This is a genomic window from Streptosporangium album (genome assembly GCF_014203795.1).
Classification (GTDB): Bacteria; Actinomycetota; Actinomycetes; order Streptosporangiales; family Streptosporangiaceae; genus Streptosporangium; species Streptosporangium album.
Map to the genome: position 1 here is coordinate 1,853,041 of NZ_JACHJU010000001.1, position 15,998 is coordinate 1,869,038.

The 15,998-nt window shown below is 70.3% G+C and carries 15 protein-coding genes; 9 read left to right on the forward strand and 6 right to left on the reverse strand.

Going from position 1 to position 15,998, the window contains the following annotated elements:
• The first annotated feature begins 16 nt into the window (after positions 1 to 16).
• Positions 17 to 316 (forward strand): hypothetical protein, encoded by a 300-nt coding sequence (locus tag FHR32_RS08675; RefSeq protein ID WP_184753824.1) that lies wholly within the window; start codon positions 17 to 19, stop codon positions 314 to 316.
• On the opposite strand, the gene FHR32_RS08680 is transcribed toward FHR32_RS08675, so the two are convergent.
• The 3 genes from FHR32_RS08680 to dapE form a co-directional block, all read right to left on the reverse strand.
• Positions 293 to 880 carry an LOG family protein gene (locus FHR32_RS08680; protein ID WP_184753825.1) on the reverse strand — a complete coding sequence of 196 codons (588 nt, stop codon included), beginning with the start codon at positions 878 to 880 and terminating at the stop codon, positions 293 to 295. The two genes, FHR32_RS08675 and FHR32_RS08680, sit on opposite strands and share 24 nt — an antisense overlap.
• A 9-nt stretch (positions 881 to 889) precedes the next feature.
• Positions 890 to 1,684, reverse strand: coding sequence for an LOG family protein (locus FHR32_RS08685; RefSeq protein WP_184753826.1), 795 nt, complete (start codon positions 1,682 to 1,684; stop codon positions 890 to 892).
• Positions 1,685 to 1,875: 191 nt separating this feature from the next.
• Positions 1,876 to 2,937, reverse strand: a complete 1,062-nt coding sequence (dapE, locus tag FHR32_RS08690; protein ID WP_184753827.1) for a succinyl-diaminopimelate desuccinylase — start codon at positions 2,935 to 2,937, stop codon at positions 1,876 to 1,878.
• Between the two features lie 194 nt (positions 2,938 to 3,131).
• Between dapE and FHR32_RS08695 the strand changes: the two genes are divergently transcribed.
• Positions 3,132 to 3,959, forward strand: coding sequence for a hypothetical protein (locus FHR32_RS08695; protein ID WP_184753828.1), 828 nt, complete (start codon positions 3,132 to 3,134; stop codon positions 3,957 to 3,959).
• Here FHR32_RS08695 and FHR32_RS08700 read toward each other — a convergent pair.
• The 3 genes from FHR32_RS08700 to fdxA form a co-directional block, all read right to left on the reverse strand.
• Positions 3,956 to 4,624, reverse strand: a complete 669-nt coding sequence (locus FHR32_RS08700) for a DUF4178 domain-containing protein (protein ID WP_184753829.1) — start codon at positions 4,622 to 4,624, stop codon at positions 3,956 to 3,958. The two genes, FHR32_RS08695 and FHR32_RS08700, sit on opposite strands and share 4 nt — an antisense overlap.
• An 11-nt stretch (positions 4,625 to 4,635) precedes the next feature.
• Positions 4,636 to 5,715, reverse strand: a complete 1,080-nt coding sequence (gene dapC / locus FHR32_RS08705) for a succinyldiaminopimelate transaminase (protein WP_184753830.1) — start codon at positions 5,713 to 5,715, stop codon at positions 4,636 to 4,638.
• Between the two features lie 115 nt (positions 5,716 to 5,830).
• Positions 5,831 to 6,157 (reverse strand): ferredoxin, encoded by a 327-nt coding sequence (gene fdxA / locus FHR32_RS08710; RefSeq protein WP_184753831.1) that lies wholly within the window; start codon positions 6,155 to 6,157, stop codon positions 5,831 to 5,833.
• 161 nt (positions 6,158 to 6,318) lie between these two features.
• Between fdxA and FHR32_RS47640 the strand changes: the two genes are divergently transcribed.
• The 7 genes from FHR32_RS47640 to cysS all read left to right on the forward strand — a co-directional run bounded on the left by FHR32_RS47640 (position 6,319) and on the right by cysS (position 15,958).
• Entirely contained in the window at positions 6,319 to 6,486 is a 168-nt protein-coding gene (locus FHR32_RS47640; protein WP_425584205.1) for a putative acetyltransferase, read from the forward strand.
• A 93-nt stretch (positions 6,487 to 6,579) separates the two neighbouring features.
• Positions 6,580 to 7,629: an ABC transporter substrate-binding protein gene (locus FHR32_RS08720; protein WP_184753833.1), complete on the forward strand. Its 1,050-nt coding sequence runs from the start codon at positions 6,580 to 6,582 to the stop codon at positions 7,627 to 7,629.
• A 105-nt stretch (positions 7,630 to 7,734) separates the two neighbouring features.
• The gene (locus FHR32_RS08725) at positions 7,735 to 8,511 is read left to right on the forward strand and encodes a class I SAM-dependent methyltransferase (protein WP_184753834.1); all 777 of its coding nucleotides are present in this window, start codon (positions 7,735 to 7,737) and stop codon (positions 8,509 to 8,511) included.
• Positions 8,512 to 8,622: 111 nt separating this feature from the next.
• A complete protein-coding gene (locus FHR32_RS08730) occupies positions 8,623 to 10,566 on the forward strand; it encodes a hypothetical protein (protein WP_184753835.1) in 1,944 nt (647 codons plus the stop codon).
• A gap of 3 nt (positions 10,567 to 10,569) precedes the next feature.
• Entirely contained in the window at positions 10,570 to 12,627 is a 2,058-nt protein-coding gene (locus FHR32_RS08735; RefSeq protein ID WP_184753836.1) for a UvrD-helicase domain-containing protein, read from the forward strand.
• Between the two features lie 49 nt (positions 12,628 to 12,676).
• Positions 12,677 to 14,527 (forward strand): sigma factor-like helix-turn-helix DNA-binding protein, encoded by a 1,851-nt coding sequence (locus FHR32_RS08740; RefSeq protein WP_184753837.1) that lies wholly within the window; start codon positions 12,677 to 12,679, stop codon positions 14,525 to 14,527.
• Between the two features lie 15 nt (positions 14,528 to 14,542).
• On the forward strand, positions 14,543 to 15,958 hold the full coding sequence (gene cysS / locus FHR32_RS08745) for a cysteine--tRNA ligase (RefSeq protein WP_184753838.1): 1,416 nt from the start codon (positions 14,543 to 14,545) through the stop codon (positions 15,956 to 15,958).
• Positions 15,959 to 15,998 lie beyond the last annotated feature (40 nt).

Below are 15,998 nucleotides of genomic sequence, written 5' to 3' on the forward strand. Positions count from 1 at the left end.
GATCTAGGATCGCACCATGGCAGCTCTCGTGGTGATCGGCCCCGACGATCCCGGGGAACCCGGCTGGGCGGAGGCCCGCTCGATCGCCGAGGTCGAGGACCTCGTCCGTGCCGGGCGCACCGTCGCGGTCACGCCCGCCGCGCTCGCCGGGGACGGCGAGGAGGCCGCGGAGCTCGCCGCGGCCTCCGTCTGCGCCTGGGCCGGCGCCCGGGTCTTCCGCACCGGCCGCCCCGATCAGGTACGGCTGGCGGTCGAGATGACCGAGTCCCTGGCCGGGCGGCGGCCGCCCGCGCTAACCCGCCGTGGCCTCGCCTAGCTCCTCGGCACTGGGCACCATGTGCGGGGTCGTCTTCTCCAGGCGCCGGAACGCGTCCTCGACCGTGCTGGTCCAGGAGATCGCGTCGAAGACGTTCGGCCGGGTGAAACCGGCCTCGTGCATGTTCTCGACCAGGGTCTGCAGCGGCGTGTAGACACCCCACGGATCCAGGATCACCAGCGGCTTGTCATGCAGGCCGAGCGTGCGCGCCGTCCAGATCTCGAACAGCTCCTCCAGCGTCCCGATGCCACCGGGCAGGACCAGGAAGGCGTCGGAGCGGGCGTCCATGAGGCCCTTGCGCTCACGCATGTCGGCGGCGACCACCAGCTCGTCGGAATCGGTGTCGGCGACCTCGATGTCCACCAGGGCCTGCGGGATCACCCCGATGGTCCGCCCGCCGCCCGCGCGTGTCGCCCGGGCCACCGCACCCATGCAGGAGACCTTGGCCCCGCCGCTGACCAGCGTGTGTCCGCGCCTTGCCAGCTCGGTGCCGACCTCCTCGGCCAGCGTCAGATACTTCTGGTCGATCTTCTGACTCGATGCCAGGAATACACATATGAACACGGGCAAACCCTATTGCGCGCCAATCACCGTGTCGCGGACCGCCTGCTGCTCCCCCCTGATCCGTTCCACCCGGTCCCGGTCGGCGTCGGTGATGATGCGCACGGCCTCGTCCACGTCGTCGGTGACATGGATGAGGTTCAGGTCCGTCGGAGAGATCTTGCCGCCGGCCACGAGGGTGCTCCGGATCCAGTCGAGCAGCCCTCCCCAGAACTCCGTCCCCAGCAGCACGACGGGGAAGGAGGTGACCTTGCGGGTCTGGACCAGGGTCAACGCCTCGAACAGCTCGTCCATCGTGCCGAAGCCGCCCGGCAGCGCGACGAACCCGCAGGCGTACTTCACGAACATGGTCTTGCGGACGAAGAAGTAGCGGAACTCGATGCCGAGATCCACGTACTCGTTCATGTGCTGCTCGAAGGGGAGCTCGATGCCCAGGCCGACGGAGACCCCACCCGCCTCACGTGCCCCCCTGTTGGCCGCCTCCATGCAGCCGGGTCCGCCACCGGTGATCACGGCGTAGCCCGCTTCGGAGAGTTTCCGGCCAAGCTGAATGCCCATCTCATATTCGGGCGCGCCCTCGGGTGTCCGCGCGGATCCGAAAACGGTCACCGCCTCGGGCAGTTCGGCGAGCTGGCCGAAGCCCTCCACGAACTCCGCCTGGATGCGCATCACCCGCCACGGGTCCATGTGCAGCCAGTCGGCGGGGCCCCTGCGATCGAGGAGTCGCTGGTCATGGGTGGATTCGGAGACGAGGTCGCCGCGGACCACGGCGCCTCCCTGACGGCGTTCCGGACGTGTCTTCTTCATGCCGGTCACGCTAGCGCCGTCTTTGGAAAAATCTTGGAAAATCTCCCGCAAAACACGGAACCGGATTTCGAGGAGGCTGCGTCTAACTGCCGAGGGTGCTGCTCGGGACTGAAAGTGGCTTTCCCCGCCAAATGGCCGGCGAGGAAAGCCACTTTCATTTGCGTCCCCATCCTTCGGGACGTCGTCCCAGGTCAGCCCAGCCAGTCCAGCATTCCGCGCTCGCAGTCGGCGATCTTCTCCAGTGACACATACTCCCCCCGCTGATGGGCGAGGTTGGGGTCACCGGGACCGTAGTTCACGGCCGGAACCCCAAGGCTGGAAAACAGCGACACATCGGTCCAGCCGAGCTTCGCCCTGGGCGTGCCGCCGACGGCCTCGAGGAAGGCCGCCGCCACCGGATGGGTCAGCCCGGGCCGGGCCGCGGCGGCCCCGTCGGTGAAGCGGACCTCGAACCCGTCGAACACCTCGCTCACGTGCGCCTGGGCGGCCTCCAGCGACAGGTCGGGGGCGAAGCGGTAGTTGACGGTCACCACGCACTCGTCGGGGATCACATTGCCCGCCACGCCGCCGGTGATCGCCACCGCGTTCAGCCCCTCGTGATACTCCAGGCCGTCCACCACGGGCTGCCTGGCCTGGTAGGCGTTGAGGATCGCGAGCACCGGCTGGGCGGCGTGGACGGCGTTGATCCCGAGCCAGGACCTGGCGCTGTGCGCGCGCCTGCCCCGGGTGGTGATCTCGGCGCGGAGCGTGCCCTGGCAGCCGCCTTCGATGACGCCGCCGGTGGGCTCCATGAGCACCGCGAAGTCACCGGCGAGCAACGCGGGGTGCCTGCGGCTGAGCCGGAGCAGGCCGTTCCGCTCGACCTCGATCTCCTCGCAGTCGTAGAAGACGTAGGTCACGTCCCGGCTCGGCGCGCGGAGCGCGGCGGCCAGCTTCAGCGCGACCGCCACGCCCGCCTTCATGTCCGAGGTGCCGCAGCCGTACAGCAGGCCGTCCTCGACCCGGCTGGGCAGGTTGCCGGCCACCGGGACGGTGTCGATGTGACCGGCGATCACCACGCGCTCACCGCGTCCGAGCTCGGTGCGGGCGACGATCGCCTCACCGTCGCGGTGCACGCTCAGATGCGCCAGAGGCCGCAACGCCTCCTCCACCGCGTCGGCCAGGGCCTTCTCACCGCCGCTGACCGACTCGACGTCCACGATCCGCGCGGTGAGCGCCCCGACGTCCTGTGTGAGATCCAGACGCGTACTCATGCCCGTGACCCTATCCCCGGCCGCGGGCCGCACCCGCTCCGTCCCGCCTCTTGGGCGTCCGTACGTCGACCGCGGAATCGGGGCGGCCCCGGCTCGCGGGACGACAGCCAGGTGAGGCCGGCGGCTCCGCTTCACGATTCCTCCGAGAATCCCGGACGGTCCCAGCCCTGCCCAGGACCGGTAGGTTCTTCAGCGTGCGACGGCGTTTCTCCAAAGGGACCATCGCGATCCTCGTGATCGTGACCGTGCTCGCGGTAGCCATCACCGTGGGTGTCTTCACCCTGCTCAACCGGGTCACGCCGTTCACGGGGACAGCGGAGGGCTGCAAGATCACCATCCCGACGGATACCCTGGAGCTGGAGATCGAGCAGGCCCAGGTGGCCTCGGCCATCGCGGCGGTGGCCGCCCGCAGGAAGCTGCCCGAGCGGGCCGTCGTGATCGCCTACGCCACCGGCATCCAGGAGTCCAAGCTGCTCAACCTGCCCTTCGGCGACCGTGACTCGGTCGGGGTTTTCCAGCAGCGGCCCTCCCAGGGGTGGGGCACTCCCGAGCAGCTGATCGATCCGGCCTACGCCGCGGGGAAGTTCTTCTCCGCACTGGTGAAGGTGAAGCACTACCGGAAGCTGCCGCTCCACGAGGCGGCCCAGCGGGTGCAGCGCTCAGCCGACGGATCGGCCTACGCCCAGCACGAGGACGAGGCGAAGACCCTGGCCGCGGCCTTCACCGGGCGGGTGCCCAAGGCCGTGCACTGCTGGTTCCCGGCGCCTACCGGCAAGACGCCCCTGCCCGCCTCGACCGCCGAGGCCAGGCATGAGCTGGCCCGCGCGCTCGGCTCCGGGACCACGCTCAACGTCACCTCCCAGAAGCAGGGCTGGCTGATGTCATACTGGTCGGTCACCCACGCCCGGGAGTTCGGGCTGCGCCGGGTCCGCTACGGCGGCCAAGCCTGGACCTCGGCGGACGGCGAGAACGGATGGCAGGCCGACCCTCAGGCCTCGGCGAACCGCGTCGAGATCTCCTAGCCCTTCTTCTCGATCCTGATGGAGCCCGGGGGCAGCGGCTGGGCGTAGGAGGAGCTCCAGGGCTGGCCCTGGAGTCGCTCGAAGGAGAGCAGACGGCCGTCTGCGGCCCGGTAGTCGGCGAAGTCGAGCAGGCCCCGCTCGGGCATCGAGGTGACGCCCTCCCCGCGGAAGGCCGCCGTGCCGCGATCCACCGGGAAGAACTCGACCCCTTCGACGCTCAGCGTGGTCTTGGCCGGGATCATGCCCTGCGCGGGCACCGGCGTCCAGAGGAGCACCTCGAGGTGGGACGGATCGCCGGGATTCAGACCCTCGCGCGCCTCGATCGACAGCCACTGGTAGCGGCGGGTGCCGTCGTCGAGGAGGTACTCCGTCCAGTGGTTGCCCTGCCACGACAGGTACATGGCCCCCAGGACGCGGGTCCGCACGCCCTGGCAGTCGATCGTGTCGCCCACCTTGATCGTGCGAGGGTCGGGGTAGTCGATGCCGACATGGCCCGTGCTCGGTTGAGGCGGCTGCGCCACCTCGGCCGGGTGGAGGGGGATATCGCCGGGCCGTTCGGGCTCACGCTGCTTCCTGTCCTGGCGCGTGGTCGCGTAGAACGCGCCAAGCAGCAGGACGAGGGTCACTACGCCCAGTCCGAGTATCGCGGCGACCGCAGGGGTCATGGCGCGCGATCTTACTGGAGGCGGCGGACCGCCGCACTGATGCGTTCGTCGCTCGCGGTCATGGCGATCCGGATATATGCCCCACCGGCTTTTCCGTAGAACTCGCCCGGCGCGACCAGAATGCCCCGGCGGGCCAGCCCCTGCACCTGCGTCCAGCAGTCCGTGCCGTCGGTGGCCCACAGGTACAGGCCCGCGGTGGAGTGCTCGATCTCCCAGCCGGCCGCCTCCAGGGCGGGGCGCAGCGCGGCCCTGCGGGCGGCGTAACGGGCGCGTTGCTCCTCGGCGTGCTCGTCGTCGTCGAGGGCCACGGCCATCGCCGCCTGGACGGGCGCCGGCATGATCATGCCCGCGTGCTTACGGATCTCCAGCAGCCGCTGGATCAGCACCGGGTCGCCCGCGACGAACCCGGCCCGGTAACCCGCGAGGTTGGAGCGCTTGGACAGCGAGTGCACGGCGAGCAGGCCCTCGTGCGAACCGTCGCACACGTCCGGGTGCAGGATCGAGACCGGCTGCTCCTCCCAGCCCAGCTCGATGTAGCACTCGTCGGAGGCCACGACCGCGCCGTGCTCGCGCGCCCACGAGACGACCTTGCGCAGGTGCTCGGCGGGCAGGACCTTGCCGGTCGGGTTGGACGGGGAGTTCACCCAGACCAGCGGCACCTGCTCGGGCCCGAGCGCCAGCAGCCCGTCCGCGGGGTACGGCTGGGCGCCCGCGAGACGGGCTCCGATGTCGTAGGTGGGGTAGGCGAGCTCGGGGAAGATCACCCGCTGTCCGGAGCCGACGCCGAGGAGCGTCGGCAGCCAGGCCACGAACTCCTTGGAGCCGATCAGCGGCAGCACGTTCGCCTGGTCCAGCTCCACCCTGTGCCTGCGCCGCAGCCACCCCGCCGCCGCGACACGGAGGCGCTCGGTGCCGTAGGTGAGCGGGTAGCCGGGACTGTCGGAGGCGTCCGCCAGCGCCTGCCGCACGATGGGCGGCACCGGGTCGACGGGGGTGCCGACGGAGAGGTCGACGATCCCGTCGGGATGCGACTGGGCCAACTCCTTGTGCGGTGTGAGCCGATCCCATGGAAAGTCCGGCAGGCCGATCACAGCTCTCCCCGCTGGGCAGGTCCCCACCCGGATCGAGAGGGGAAGACGACTTCTGGGTGAATCCGCGTCGGGCAGGGGCGGCTGACTGCGCTCCGCCCCCGCCCGGCGTGCGGTCCTAGTGGCTCTCGGCCTGCGGAGGCAGGGCCGAGACGACCGGGTGGTCCTTGTGGATCTTGCCGACCTTGGAGGCGCCGCCGGGCGACCCCAGGTCCTCGAAGAACTCCACATTGGCCTTGTAGAAGTCCTTCCACTGCTCGGGAAGGTCATCTTCGTAGAAGATCGCTTCAACGGGGCAGACAGGTTCGCACGCACCGCAGTCCACGCACTCGTCGGGGTGGATGTAGAGCATGCGCTCGCCCTCGTAGATGCAATCGACAGGGCACTCCTCGATGCACGCCTTGTCCAGGACGTCCACGCAAGGCTGCGCGATGACGTAGGTCACCTCGGGCTCCTTCTTCTTTACGCACCTAGGGCACGACTTCGACCGCGGGTTGCTACGCCCTAGTATTGCCGTGCCCGCCAAATGTCTGAAACGGGAGGGGGCAAAAGACGGTGACCCCAGGCCTCGGTGCTCGCCTCAATGTCACCATAACCCCTTCTGACGTGGGCAAAAGAGTAACCACACGACGACGGGTCCCCGAAGGGTTCCGCGACGCCGTGGGCGAGCTCGAATTCTGGCGGGACGGCCTGCTCGGCGTGCGCAAGCGCGACGGCACCCTGGTCGAGATCCCCCAGGACACGCTCGTGGCCGCGAAGGTCGTCCGGGGCTGACGGCGGCACACGCCACCGCCCTGGCGTAAGCCGTTCACCAAGAAAGGCCGCGCCTCCTCGACCCGTCTAATCGTCACCTAGAGTATTGAACTCGTGACCGTACGCATCAGTGCCGCCGCCACCGTGATTCTCACCGCCACGATCGCCGGATGTGGCGCACCGGCTACCGAGAACAGACAACTTCCGCCGGTCAAGCCCGGGGCCGCCTCCCTGCAGGAGGGGTTCTCGACGATGGAACGCCTCGTCGAGGCGGCCCGCAAGGAGGGCACGCTCACCGTGATCGCGCTGCCGCGCGACTGGGTGAACTACGGCGAGATCATCGACACTTTCTCCGAGGAATACGGGATCAAGGTCGAGCAGCTCGAACCGGACGCGAGCAGCCGGCAGGAGATCGAGTCCGCGGCCCGGCTCAAGCCCGACGTGTTCGATCTGAGCCTTGAGGTCGCGGTGGCCAACGCCGCCTCCTTCGCCCCGTACAAGGTGCAGAACTGGCAGGACATCCCCGACAACCTCAAGGACTACCCCGGGCGCTGGTACGCCGGGTACGGGGGCTACATGTCCATCGGCTACGACCCGCGCAAGGTCGCGGCCCCGACCTCCTACGGCGACCTGCTCAAGCCCGGCTACAGCGTCTCGCTGCCCGGCGACCCGCGGCAGACCGCCGCGGCCTTCAACGGCGTGATGGCGGCCTCGTTCAGCGGCGGCAAGGCCGAGGCGAAGCGGGGCGTGGAGTTCTTCGACCGCCTGAAGAAGGCGGGCAACCTCGCGGCGTCGGAGCAGTCGGCCTCGGTCGTCCTCGACTGGGACTACCAGAACGCCGAGCGGACGGGCTGGAAGGTCGCCATCCCGGGCAGGACCGTGCTGAGTTCCTACTACGTCCAGGCCATCAACAAGAACGCGCCGCACCCCGCCGCCGCCCGGCTGTGGCAGGAGTTCCTGTTCTCCGACAAGGGCCAGAACCTGTTCCTCAAGGGCCACGCCCGCCCGGCCCGGATGGAGGCCCTCCAGATGCGCAGCACGCTGGACAAGGAACTCGCCGCCAAGCTGCCCGTCACGGACGCGAGGCCGGTGATGCTGACCATCCCGGAGACCGACGCCGCCAAGGCGTACCTCCAACGGGAATGGAACAAGAAGGTCGGATAGAACTGAGGCTGCTGGGACTGATATGTCACGACATGTCGGAGGCTCTAAAGTGTCTGGAGAGCACCGATAAGAGGCCGTGGCGTCTCAGAATGTGAGCTGATCGTCATGCGATACGACGCCCCCGGCGTGACGAGGTGGAACGCTCGCGCCTATGACAGCGGCTTCGGATACGTTTCGGCGCACGGAGCCCCCCTGGTGGACCTGCTCGACCCCCAGCCAGGGGAGCGCGTCGTGGACCTCGGCTGCGGCACCGGTGTGCTGACCGCCGAGATCACCTCCAGGGGAGCCCGCGTCCTGGGAATCGACGGGTCCCCCGCCATGATCGAGAAAGCCCTGGCACACCATCCGGGACTGGACTTCATCGTCGGAGACGGCCATGACTTCACGGTCGCCCAGCCGTACGACGCGGTCTTCTCCAACGCGGCCCTGCACTGGATGGGCCGCGAGCCGGACGCGGTGATAGCCAGTGTGCGTGAGGCGCTGACACCCGGCGGACGGTTCGTGGCCGAGATGGGTGGCTCGGGCAACTGCGCCGCGCTCACGGCGGCGCTGTCCACCGCGTGGCGGGAACACGGGCTACGCGAGCCTGATCTGCCGTGGTACTTCCCAACTCCAGCCGAATATGCCACGCGGCTGGAGAAAGGCGGGTTCGTCGTCCGGCTGCTGGAATACTTCGACCGGCCGACTCCCCTTGACGAATGCCCCAACGGAGCGGCGGACTGGGTGAGGCTGTTCGCCGGATCACTCCTCCGGGAAGTGCCCTCAGACCTGGTCGAACCCCTGCTGAGACGGGTGAACGAACTGGCCGCGCCCGCACTGCGCCGGGAGACCGGATGGATGGCCGACTACGTGCGGCTCCGGTTCGCGGCCGTACGCCGCTGAACAGACCCGATGCGCCGGGGCGATTTGCCAGACTAGGGTCTGTTCCATGAGTCTCGTTCCCCGGCGACGTGGAGTGACTCGGGCGGCTTGAGGGGCTGGTGAAGGGAACGGATGAACTTCTGTCTGAGTGACCTCGTGCCGCCGCTGCGCTGGAGCGACGCGGCCACGATCCCACTCCTGCGCGACCGGCCCGGCCTTCCGGACGCCTGGTGGCGCAGCCTGCCGATGGCCCGGCTGCTCATCGTGCTGAGCCCGGAGGATCTGGCCGAGATCCTCGCCCGGATCGCCATGGAACACTGGCCGGCCGCCGCCGTGGGTGACGTGCTCCCCGCCCTGTACGTCCTGGACCCCGACGAGGCCGACGAACCCTGCACGGCCATCGCCCTCGACCGCACCGGCTCCTGGGCCGGCCTGCTCTCCCTCACCGGTCACGAGCTGCGTGATCAGCCCTTCATTCAGCCGTTCCCCGTGCTGACCGTCCTGTTCGCCGCGGTCTTCCACCGCGTCGCCCACCTCTCCCCCGGCTCCGGTTCCCCCGCGGCCGCCTCCCCCTCCCCCTCCGAGGTCCCGGAGGCCGGCGGGCAGAAAGCGCGGGAGGCGGCCCTCAAGGTCACGCCCGCGACCCCTGCCCCGGAAGCCGGACCCGTCTCCCCTGCCGACCCCGAGGCCGGCCCGGGACCGGAAGCCGGAGCGGAAGCCGGAGCGGAAGCCGGAGCGGAAGCCGGAGCGGAAACCGGCCGGGACGCCGGAGCCCCGTCCGCCCCGTCCGTGCCGGAGGACGGGCGCATGGCGGTGCCCACCACCGAGGAGGTGGAGCACGTCCCGGACGGCGACGAGGAGCGGCAACCCGCGGCGAGCCTCCACACACTGGCGGACGGCGCTTTCGCCGACTTGGAGGACAAGAGCTGGGCCGTCGCGCAGAACAGGCTGTTCAGTGACGAACCGGCGACCGTGGAGGCGCTGGCCAAGCTTTTCGCGGTGCCCCCCGGCGTGATCCAGGACCTGGAGAGCGACCTCCGCCGGCAGTTCAAAGCGTGGCTCGCCTCGGAGAACGCGGCCCCGTACCGGGAGCACCTCGCCGAGATCAAGAAGGTCCTCGGCAAGGCGGCGCCCAAGACGCGGCTGATCACGGCGGCCGACTGGCACAGCCGCGAACTCCACTCCCTCGATGTGCCCGCCTGGCAGTTCGTGATGGCCAGCCTCCCCGAATACCACCTGGTCGACGAGTGGCTGGTGGAGGGCGACATCACCGAACTGCGCCACCACACCCGTGACGTGATCAGCGGCGCCAAGCCTCCGTTGACCATGACCAAGGCCCTCGCCCTGGTCACCTCCCTGGGCATCCACCCCGAGGTCTCGAAGGAGTGGTTGGAGAACGTGCCCCAGCTCCGCATCCTGGGCGCCGGCCAGCGGTCGAACGGCGCGGCGACCAAGGCCAGGCCCAAGCCGAAGGCCGCCGACAGGACCGAGAGGGCGGAGAGACCCGCGGCCGACGCCTCCGGAGAGGGACCGGACGACGGACCGGGCAAGGCCCCGTACCGGCCCCTCAAAGACGTCTCACTGACCCGGCGCTGCTTCCGGCAGCCGGACGGCCGGTGGTGGCTGAGGATCGACATCACGTCCGAGCACATCGAGGGCTCGGAGTGCCCGCTGCCCAGCGGGTTCGCCGCCTACCTCGGCATGGCGCCCGGCGACAGCCGTACGGTCAACAGCGCGGTGGGCGAGCTCACCCTGAACTGGCGGGACCGGCCCGCCGTGGAGTCGCTCCGGACACTCCTTTCCGATGTGGGCGCCAAGCAGGGGAGCTACCTGTTCCTGACGCTGTCCGACGAGGGGGTTCTCCGTGCCAGACACCTGCCGGCTGCGGGCGAGGAGGTCGAACCGACCGCGCAGGCACTGCGGCTGGTCGGCTACACCGCGCCGGGCGGCACTCCCGAGCAGGCCGCCCGGGTCATCGCCACCCGGGTCGGCATGAGCGGCCCGGTGAGCGTGCCCGACCTCCTCGTCCGGCTGCGAGAACGCGGGGACCGCGACCTGCTGTCCCTGCTGGCCTAGCCGATGCCACGGCTCGCGATCTCCCCGGAGTTCCCCAGGGAACTCGGCGCCCTGGACCAACCGGTGCGCCGCGACGTCGTCGTCTCGGTACGCCGGTTCATGCAGAACGTGGCGGGCGCACCGCACCCGGAGCGGGTCAGGGGGTCCAGGGACCCCCGGATCGCCACTCTCCGGCTGGCCGACCGCCACCGCGGCGTCGTGGTCAAGCAGCGGGACGTCTACTGGCTGCTGACCGTGCTGCCGGACGCGGAGGCGTGGGCCTACGCGCAGCGGTACCGGTTCAGCGTCAACACGGCGCTGGGCGTCGTCGAGATGTGGGACGCCGCCGCGCTCGACCAGGTGGAGCCCTCGGTGCGCAGGGCGGCCGAGGCCTCCCCGGCGCGGCTGTTCTTCAACACCTGCGACACCGACATGATGGAGCTGGGCATCGGCAGGAGGTTCCTGCCCCTCGTCCGGCAGATCACCGACAGGATGATGCTGGAGGCGCTGGAGCCACTGCTGCCCCCGACGCAGTACGCACCGCTGGCCGCGCTGGCCAGGGGCGAGTCGATGGCCGGGGCATGGCGGGAGCTGGATTCCTGCCGCGCGGTCGCCCCCACCCGGGATCCGGTCGATCCCGAGGACTTCGCCGCCGCGCTCCTGCGCAGCCCGGATCGCGCCTTCTTCGTCGGCAGCCCGCGTGAGCTGAACCACGTGCTCGACGCGCCCGGCTGGTGCCTGTTCCTGCACCCGGCGCAGCACCGGCTGTCCCGCTGGGAGTCCTACGAGCAGCCGATCCTGGTCACCGGCGGCGCGGGCACCGGCAAGACCCTCATCGCCCTTCACCGGTCGGCCTTCCTGGCGAAGCACGCGGGAGGCCGTATCCTGCTCGTCACCTTCTCCCAGGGGTTGAGCGCCGACCTCTCCATCCGGCTGGATCTGCTGATCGAGGACGAGACGGCACGCAAACGGGTCGAGGTCGGCAACGTCGACCGGCTGGCCCAGCGGATCGTCGCCGAGGCCGAGGGGCGCCCTCCCAGGCTGGTCGGCGCCGCCGAGCTGACCGCGCTCTGGCGGGAGACCGAGAGCGACCACAGCCCGGCGTTCCTGCTGCGCGAGTGGGAACAGGTGGTGCTCGCGCAGAACCTCCAGACCCTTGAGGAGTATCTCGGCGCGCCGCGTCCCGGCCGTGGCGTCGAGCTCACCGGCCCGGAGAGGACCGAGATCTGGCGGGCCGTCGAGCACGTCACCGGGCAGCTGCGGGAGCGCGGCAAGCGCACCCTGCTCCAGCTGGCCGCCGAGGCGGCCGCGCTGCTGAGCCAGACGACCGGGGACCTGCTGGAGGAGACGGCGCCCAGGCGGGAGCCGTACCGGCACATCGTGGTGGACGAGGCGCAGGACCTGCACCCCACCCAGTGGCGGCTGCTGCGTGCGGCCGTGCCGCACGCCCACGACGACCTGTTCATCGTGGGCGACCCGCACCAGCGCATCTTCGACGCGCGGGTGGCACTGTGCTCCGTCGGGATCGAGGCGATCCAGCGGCGTCTCCAGGTGTCCTACCGGCTCCCGCAGGAGATCCTCGCCTGGGGCGTACGGCTGCGCGGCGGCGGACCCGCGGACGGGCTGGTCGACGGGGCCGAGGAGTTGTACGGCTTCCACGCCACCCGGCACGGGCACCGGCCGGTGGTCCGAGCTTACGATTCACCGGAAGAAGAACTGACCGGTCTGGTCACACAAGTGGGACAGTGGGTGGAGGAAGGCGTGCCGCCGCGGGAGATCGGGGTGGCCGCCAGGACCGCCGGCCTCGTGCGCGACGCCCGGTCCGCCCTGCGCGAGCTGGGGGTGAGAGTGACGACGTTTCACGGTATGAAGGGGTTGGAGCTCCGGCGGGTCGCCGTGATCGGCGTGGCCGACGGCATCGTGCCGCCCCTGGACTCCCTCACCCCCGCCGGCGAGGATCCCTCGGCCCGGGCACACGACCTCCAGCGCGAGCGCGGCCTGCTCTACGTGGCCTGCACCCGTGCCGGCGAGCTTCTTTACGTCTCCTACTCCGGGCGAGCCAGTCCGTTCCTTCCCACCTGATCACATACTCTGAACTGCGGATATATTCCCCTTTGCCGGTTGGACCTCAATGAACCTCAGCCTGAGCGACATCGTGCCACCCCTGCGCTGGACCTCTCCCGGGCAGGTGGCGCCGATCGCAGCCGACCCCCGTCTCTCCGAGGCATGGTGGCAGGCGCTTCCGCTCGACCGGGCCTGCTCCACCATCGGGACCCCGGAGGTCGCCGGACGTCTCGCCGATCTCGCCCTGGCGTGCTGGGGGCATCTGATGCTCGGCGACATCCTGCCCCTGCTCAGGTTCGCCGATCCGGCTTCGAGCGTCCGCACGCCTGAGGGACTCGGCCGCGAAGGGGTGCACAAGCTGTTCACCGGCGTGCTGGAACGGCTGCTCGAACCCGTCACCGCGGAGAGCGTCGCCCAGGTCCGTCCCTCCCTGCCGGACCGGCCGCTGCCGGAGCTGATCGACGAGGTCTTCGCCGCCATGGACGAGCGGCAGCGCGCCATCGCCAGGGACCGTCTCTACGCCTCACAGCGGGCCACGCTCGACGACCTGGCGCAGCGGTTCTCGGTGACCAGGGAGCGCATCCGGCAGATCGAGCGCGACCTGCGCGACCATGTCGAGGCCTGGCTGGCGAGCGAGGAGGCCGCGTCGCTGATCGCTCACGTGTCCTGGCTGCGGGGCAGGCTGGGCTCCGCCGTACCGGCCGACGACCTGGCCGCCGCGGTGCCCTGGCACCGGACCGACATGGCCACGCTGGGCATCCCGGCCTGGCGGTTCGTGCGGACTCTGCTGACCGGGTACGACCAGGTGGACGGCTGGCTGGTCGCGGGCGGCGCCGACGAGCTGCGGGAGAAGACCCGGCAGCTCTTCACCGACGGGCCGCGTCCGCTGGAGGAGGCGGTCACGCTGGTCAGCCAGCTCGGCATCCGCGAGGACGTGGCCGAGCGGTGGCTCATCGCGGTGCCGCAGCTCCGGGTCCTCGAGGGTCACGTGGTGCCGTGGCCGCGCAGTGTCAACGACAAGACCGAGGCCGTGCTCGCGGTGGCCGGCCAGGCGCTGACGCCGGAGGAGATCCAGGAACGCATCGGCGAGGACTACAGCCTCGTCGGCATCCGCAACCAGCTCACGGCCGACGACCGGTTCCTGCGGCTGGACCGGAACAAGTACGGCCTGTCCCGCTGGGGCGGCGAGCAGTACCTGGGCATCAGGGAGATGATCGCCCGGGAGATCGAGCGGTCCAACGGCGAGGCGTCGGTCAACACGATCGTGACGAATCTGACCGCGCGCTACGACGTGAGCGAGAGCTCGGTCCGCGCCTATGCCGGCGGGCCCGGCTTCGAGCGGACCCAGCGCGGGTGGATCCGGGTGGCCGGGACCGAGCAGGCCGACTACCAGCCACGCCGCGACGTGTCGGCGACACGCCGCTGCTTCCGCAGCCGCGACGGACGCTGGTGGCACCGGGTGGACATCAACGCCGAGCACCTGCGCGGCTCGGGCTCTCCCCTGCCGACCGGCTTCGCCGCGCACCTGGGCATGGCCCCCGGCGGCCAGCTGACCGCCTCCACTCCGTCGGGCGACGTGGTGATCAGCTGGCACAACCAGCCGACCATGGGCTCCATCCGCCCGATCCTGGTGGCGGCCAACGCCTCCGAGGGCGACCACGTCTTCCTGACGGTCTCCGACGGCGGCGAGCTCCTGACCCGCTACCTGCCCACCTCGTCCCCGGGCCTTCCGGCGCTGAACCGGGCCCTCTACCTGATCGGCTACACAGCCCCGGTCGCCTCCGAGGCCGAGGGGATCCGCCTGATCGGCGCCCGGATCGGGCTGGCCGACGGCTGCACCCGCGAGGAGGTCATCGCCCGCCTGCGCGACCGCGGCGACCGCGAGATCCTCGCCTTCCTGGAGGGTGCCGGCGGCTGAGAATAGGCTCGGGGCATGTTGCGGCTGTATGACACGCGGAATCGCCAGGTCGGACCGGTCCTGCCCGAGGGGGCCCGGTCGATGCGGATGTACACCTGCGGGCCCACCGTCTATCGCCATGCCCATGTTGGCAATTTCAGGACATATGTCCTTTCAGACCTGATCAGGCGGGTCAGCGAGCGCCAGCGGATCCGGGTGATCGCCTGCCGGAACATCACCGACGTCGGGCACCTGGTGGACGCCGCCGACATCGACCCGGAGGGCGAGGACAAGGTCCTGGCCCAGGCCAGGGCCGAGGGGCGGACCGGGCTGGAGATCGCGCGGTTCTACGAGGCGGCCTTCCTGTCCGACGCGGCCACACTGAACATCCGGCCGCCCGAGCACTCCCCCCGTGCGACCGAGACGATCGATCTGATGATCGAGATGATCGCGAAGCTGCTGGAGAAAGGGCACGCCTACACGGCTCCCGACGGATCCGTCTTCTTCGACGCGGCCTCCTTCCCGACCTACGGTGAGATCTCCGGCAACCGGCTCGACCGGCTGCGGCCCGGCCATCGCCTGGAGGGCGCCGATCCCCGCAAGCGGTTCCACGCGGACTGGGCCCTGTGGAAGCCCGCGGACCGCGAGATGACCTGGGACTCCCCCTGGGGCCGCGGCTTCCCCGGCTGGCACGTCGAGTGCTCGGCCATGTCGCTGCGGTTCCTCGGCGAGCACATCGACCTGCACACCGGCGGGATCGACCTGCGCTTCCCGCACCACGAGGACGAGCGGGCCCAGTCCGACTCCGCCGCCGGGCACGAGGTGGTCAGACACTGGGTCCACGGCGAGCACCTGCTCTTCGACGGGCGCAAGATGGCAAAGTCCACCGGCAACATCGTCCTGCTCAGCGACGTGGTGGACGCGGCCCTGGACCCGCTGGCCGTACGGCTGGCACTGCTGGAGCACCGCTACCGCCAGCAGATGAACCTCACCTGGGACACGCTCCGGGCCGCCGACAAGACCCTGCGGCGCTGGCGCTCCCGCGTCGCCGGATGGTCGGAGTCGCCGAGCCGCGCGATGCCCGCCGAACGGGTCTCGGCGATCGAGGCCGCCTTCGACGACGACCTCGACACCCCGCTGGCCCTGCGCCTGTTGCGCGAGCTGGAGCGCGACGACGCGATCGCCCCCGGTTCCCGGTTCGAGGCCTTCCTGCACCTGGACCAGATCCTCGGCCTGGACCTGTCGATCGACATCGGCAGGGCCCCAAGCCTGCCGCCGGGCGCAGCCGAGCTGCTCCGGCAGCGGGAGCGGGCCCGCGAGGCCAGGGACTGGGCCGCCTCCGACCGCCTCCGCGACGAGCTGGCCGGCCTGGGGGTGAAGGTCGCCGACACCTCCGAGGGCCAGACCTGGTCTGCCCCCGGCGGTGGTGGCGCGGTCGATGTCCCTCGCTGACGCGCCTGGAGGCGTTCGGCGAGGGACGGGGTGCCCGAGC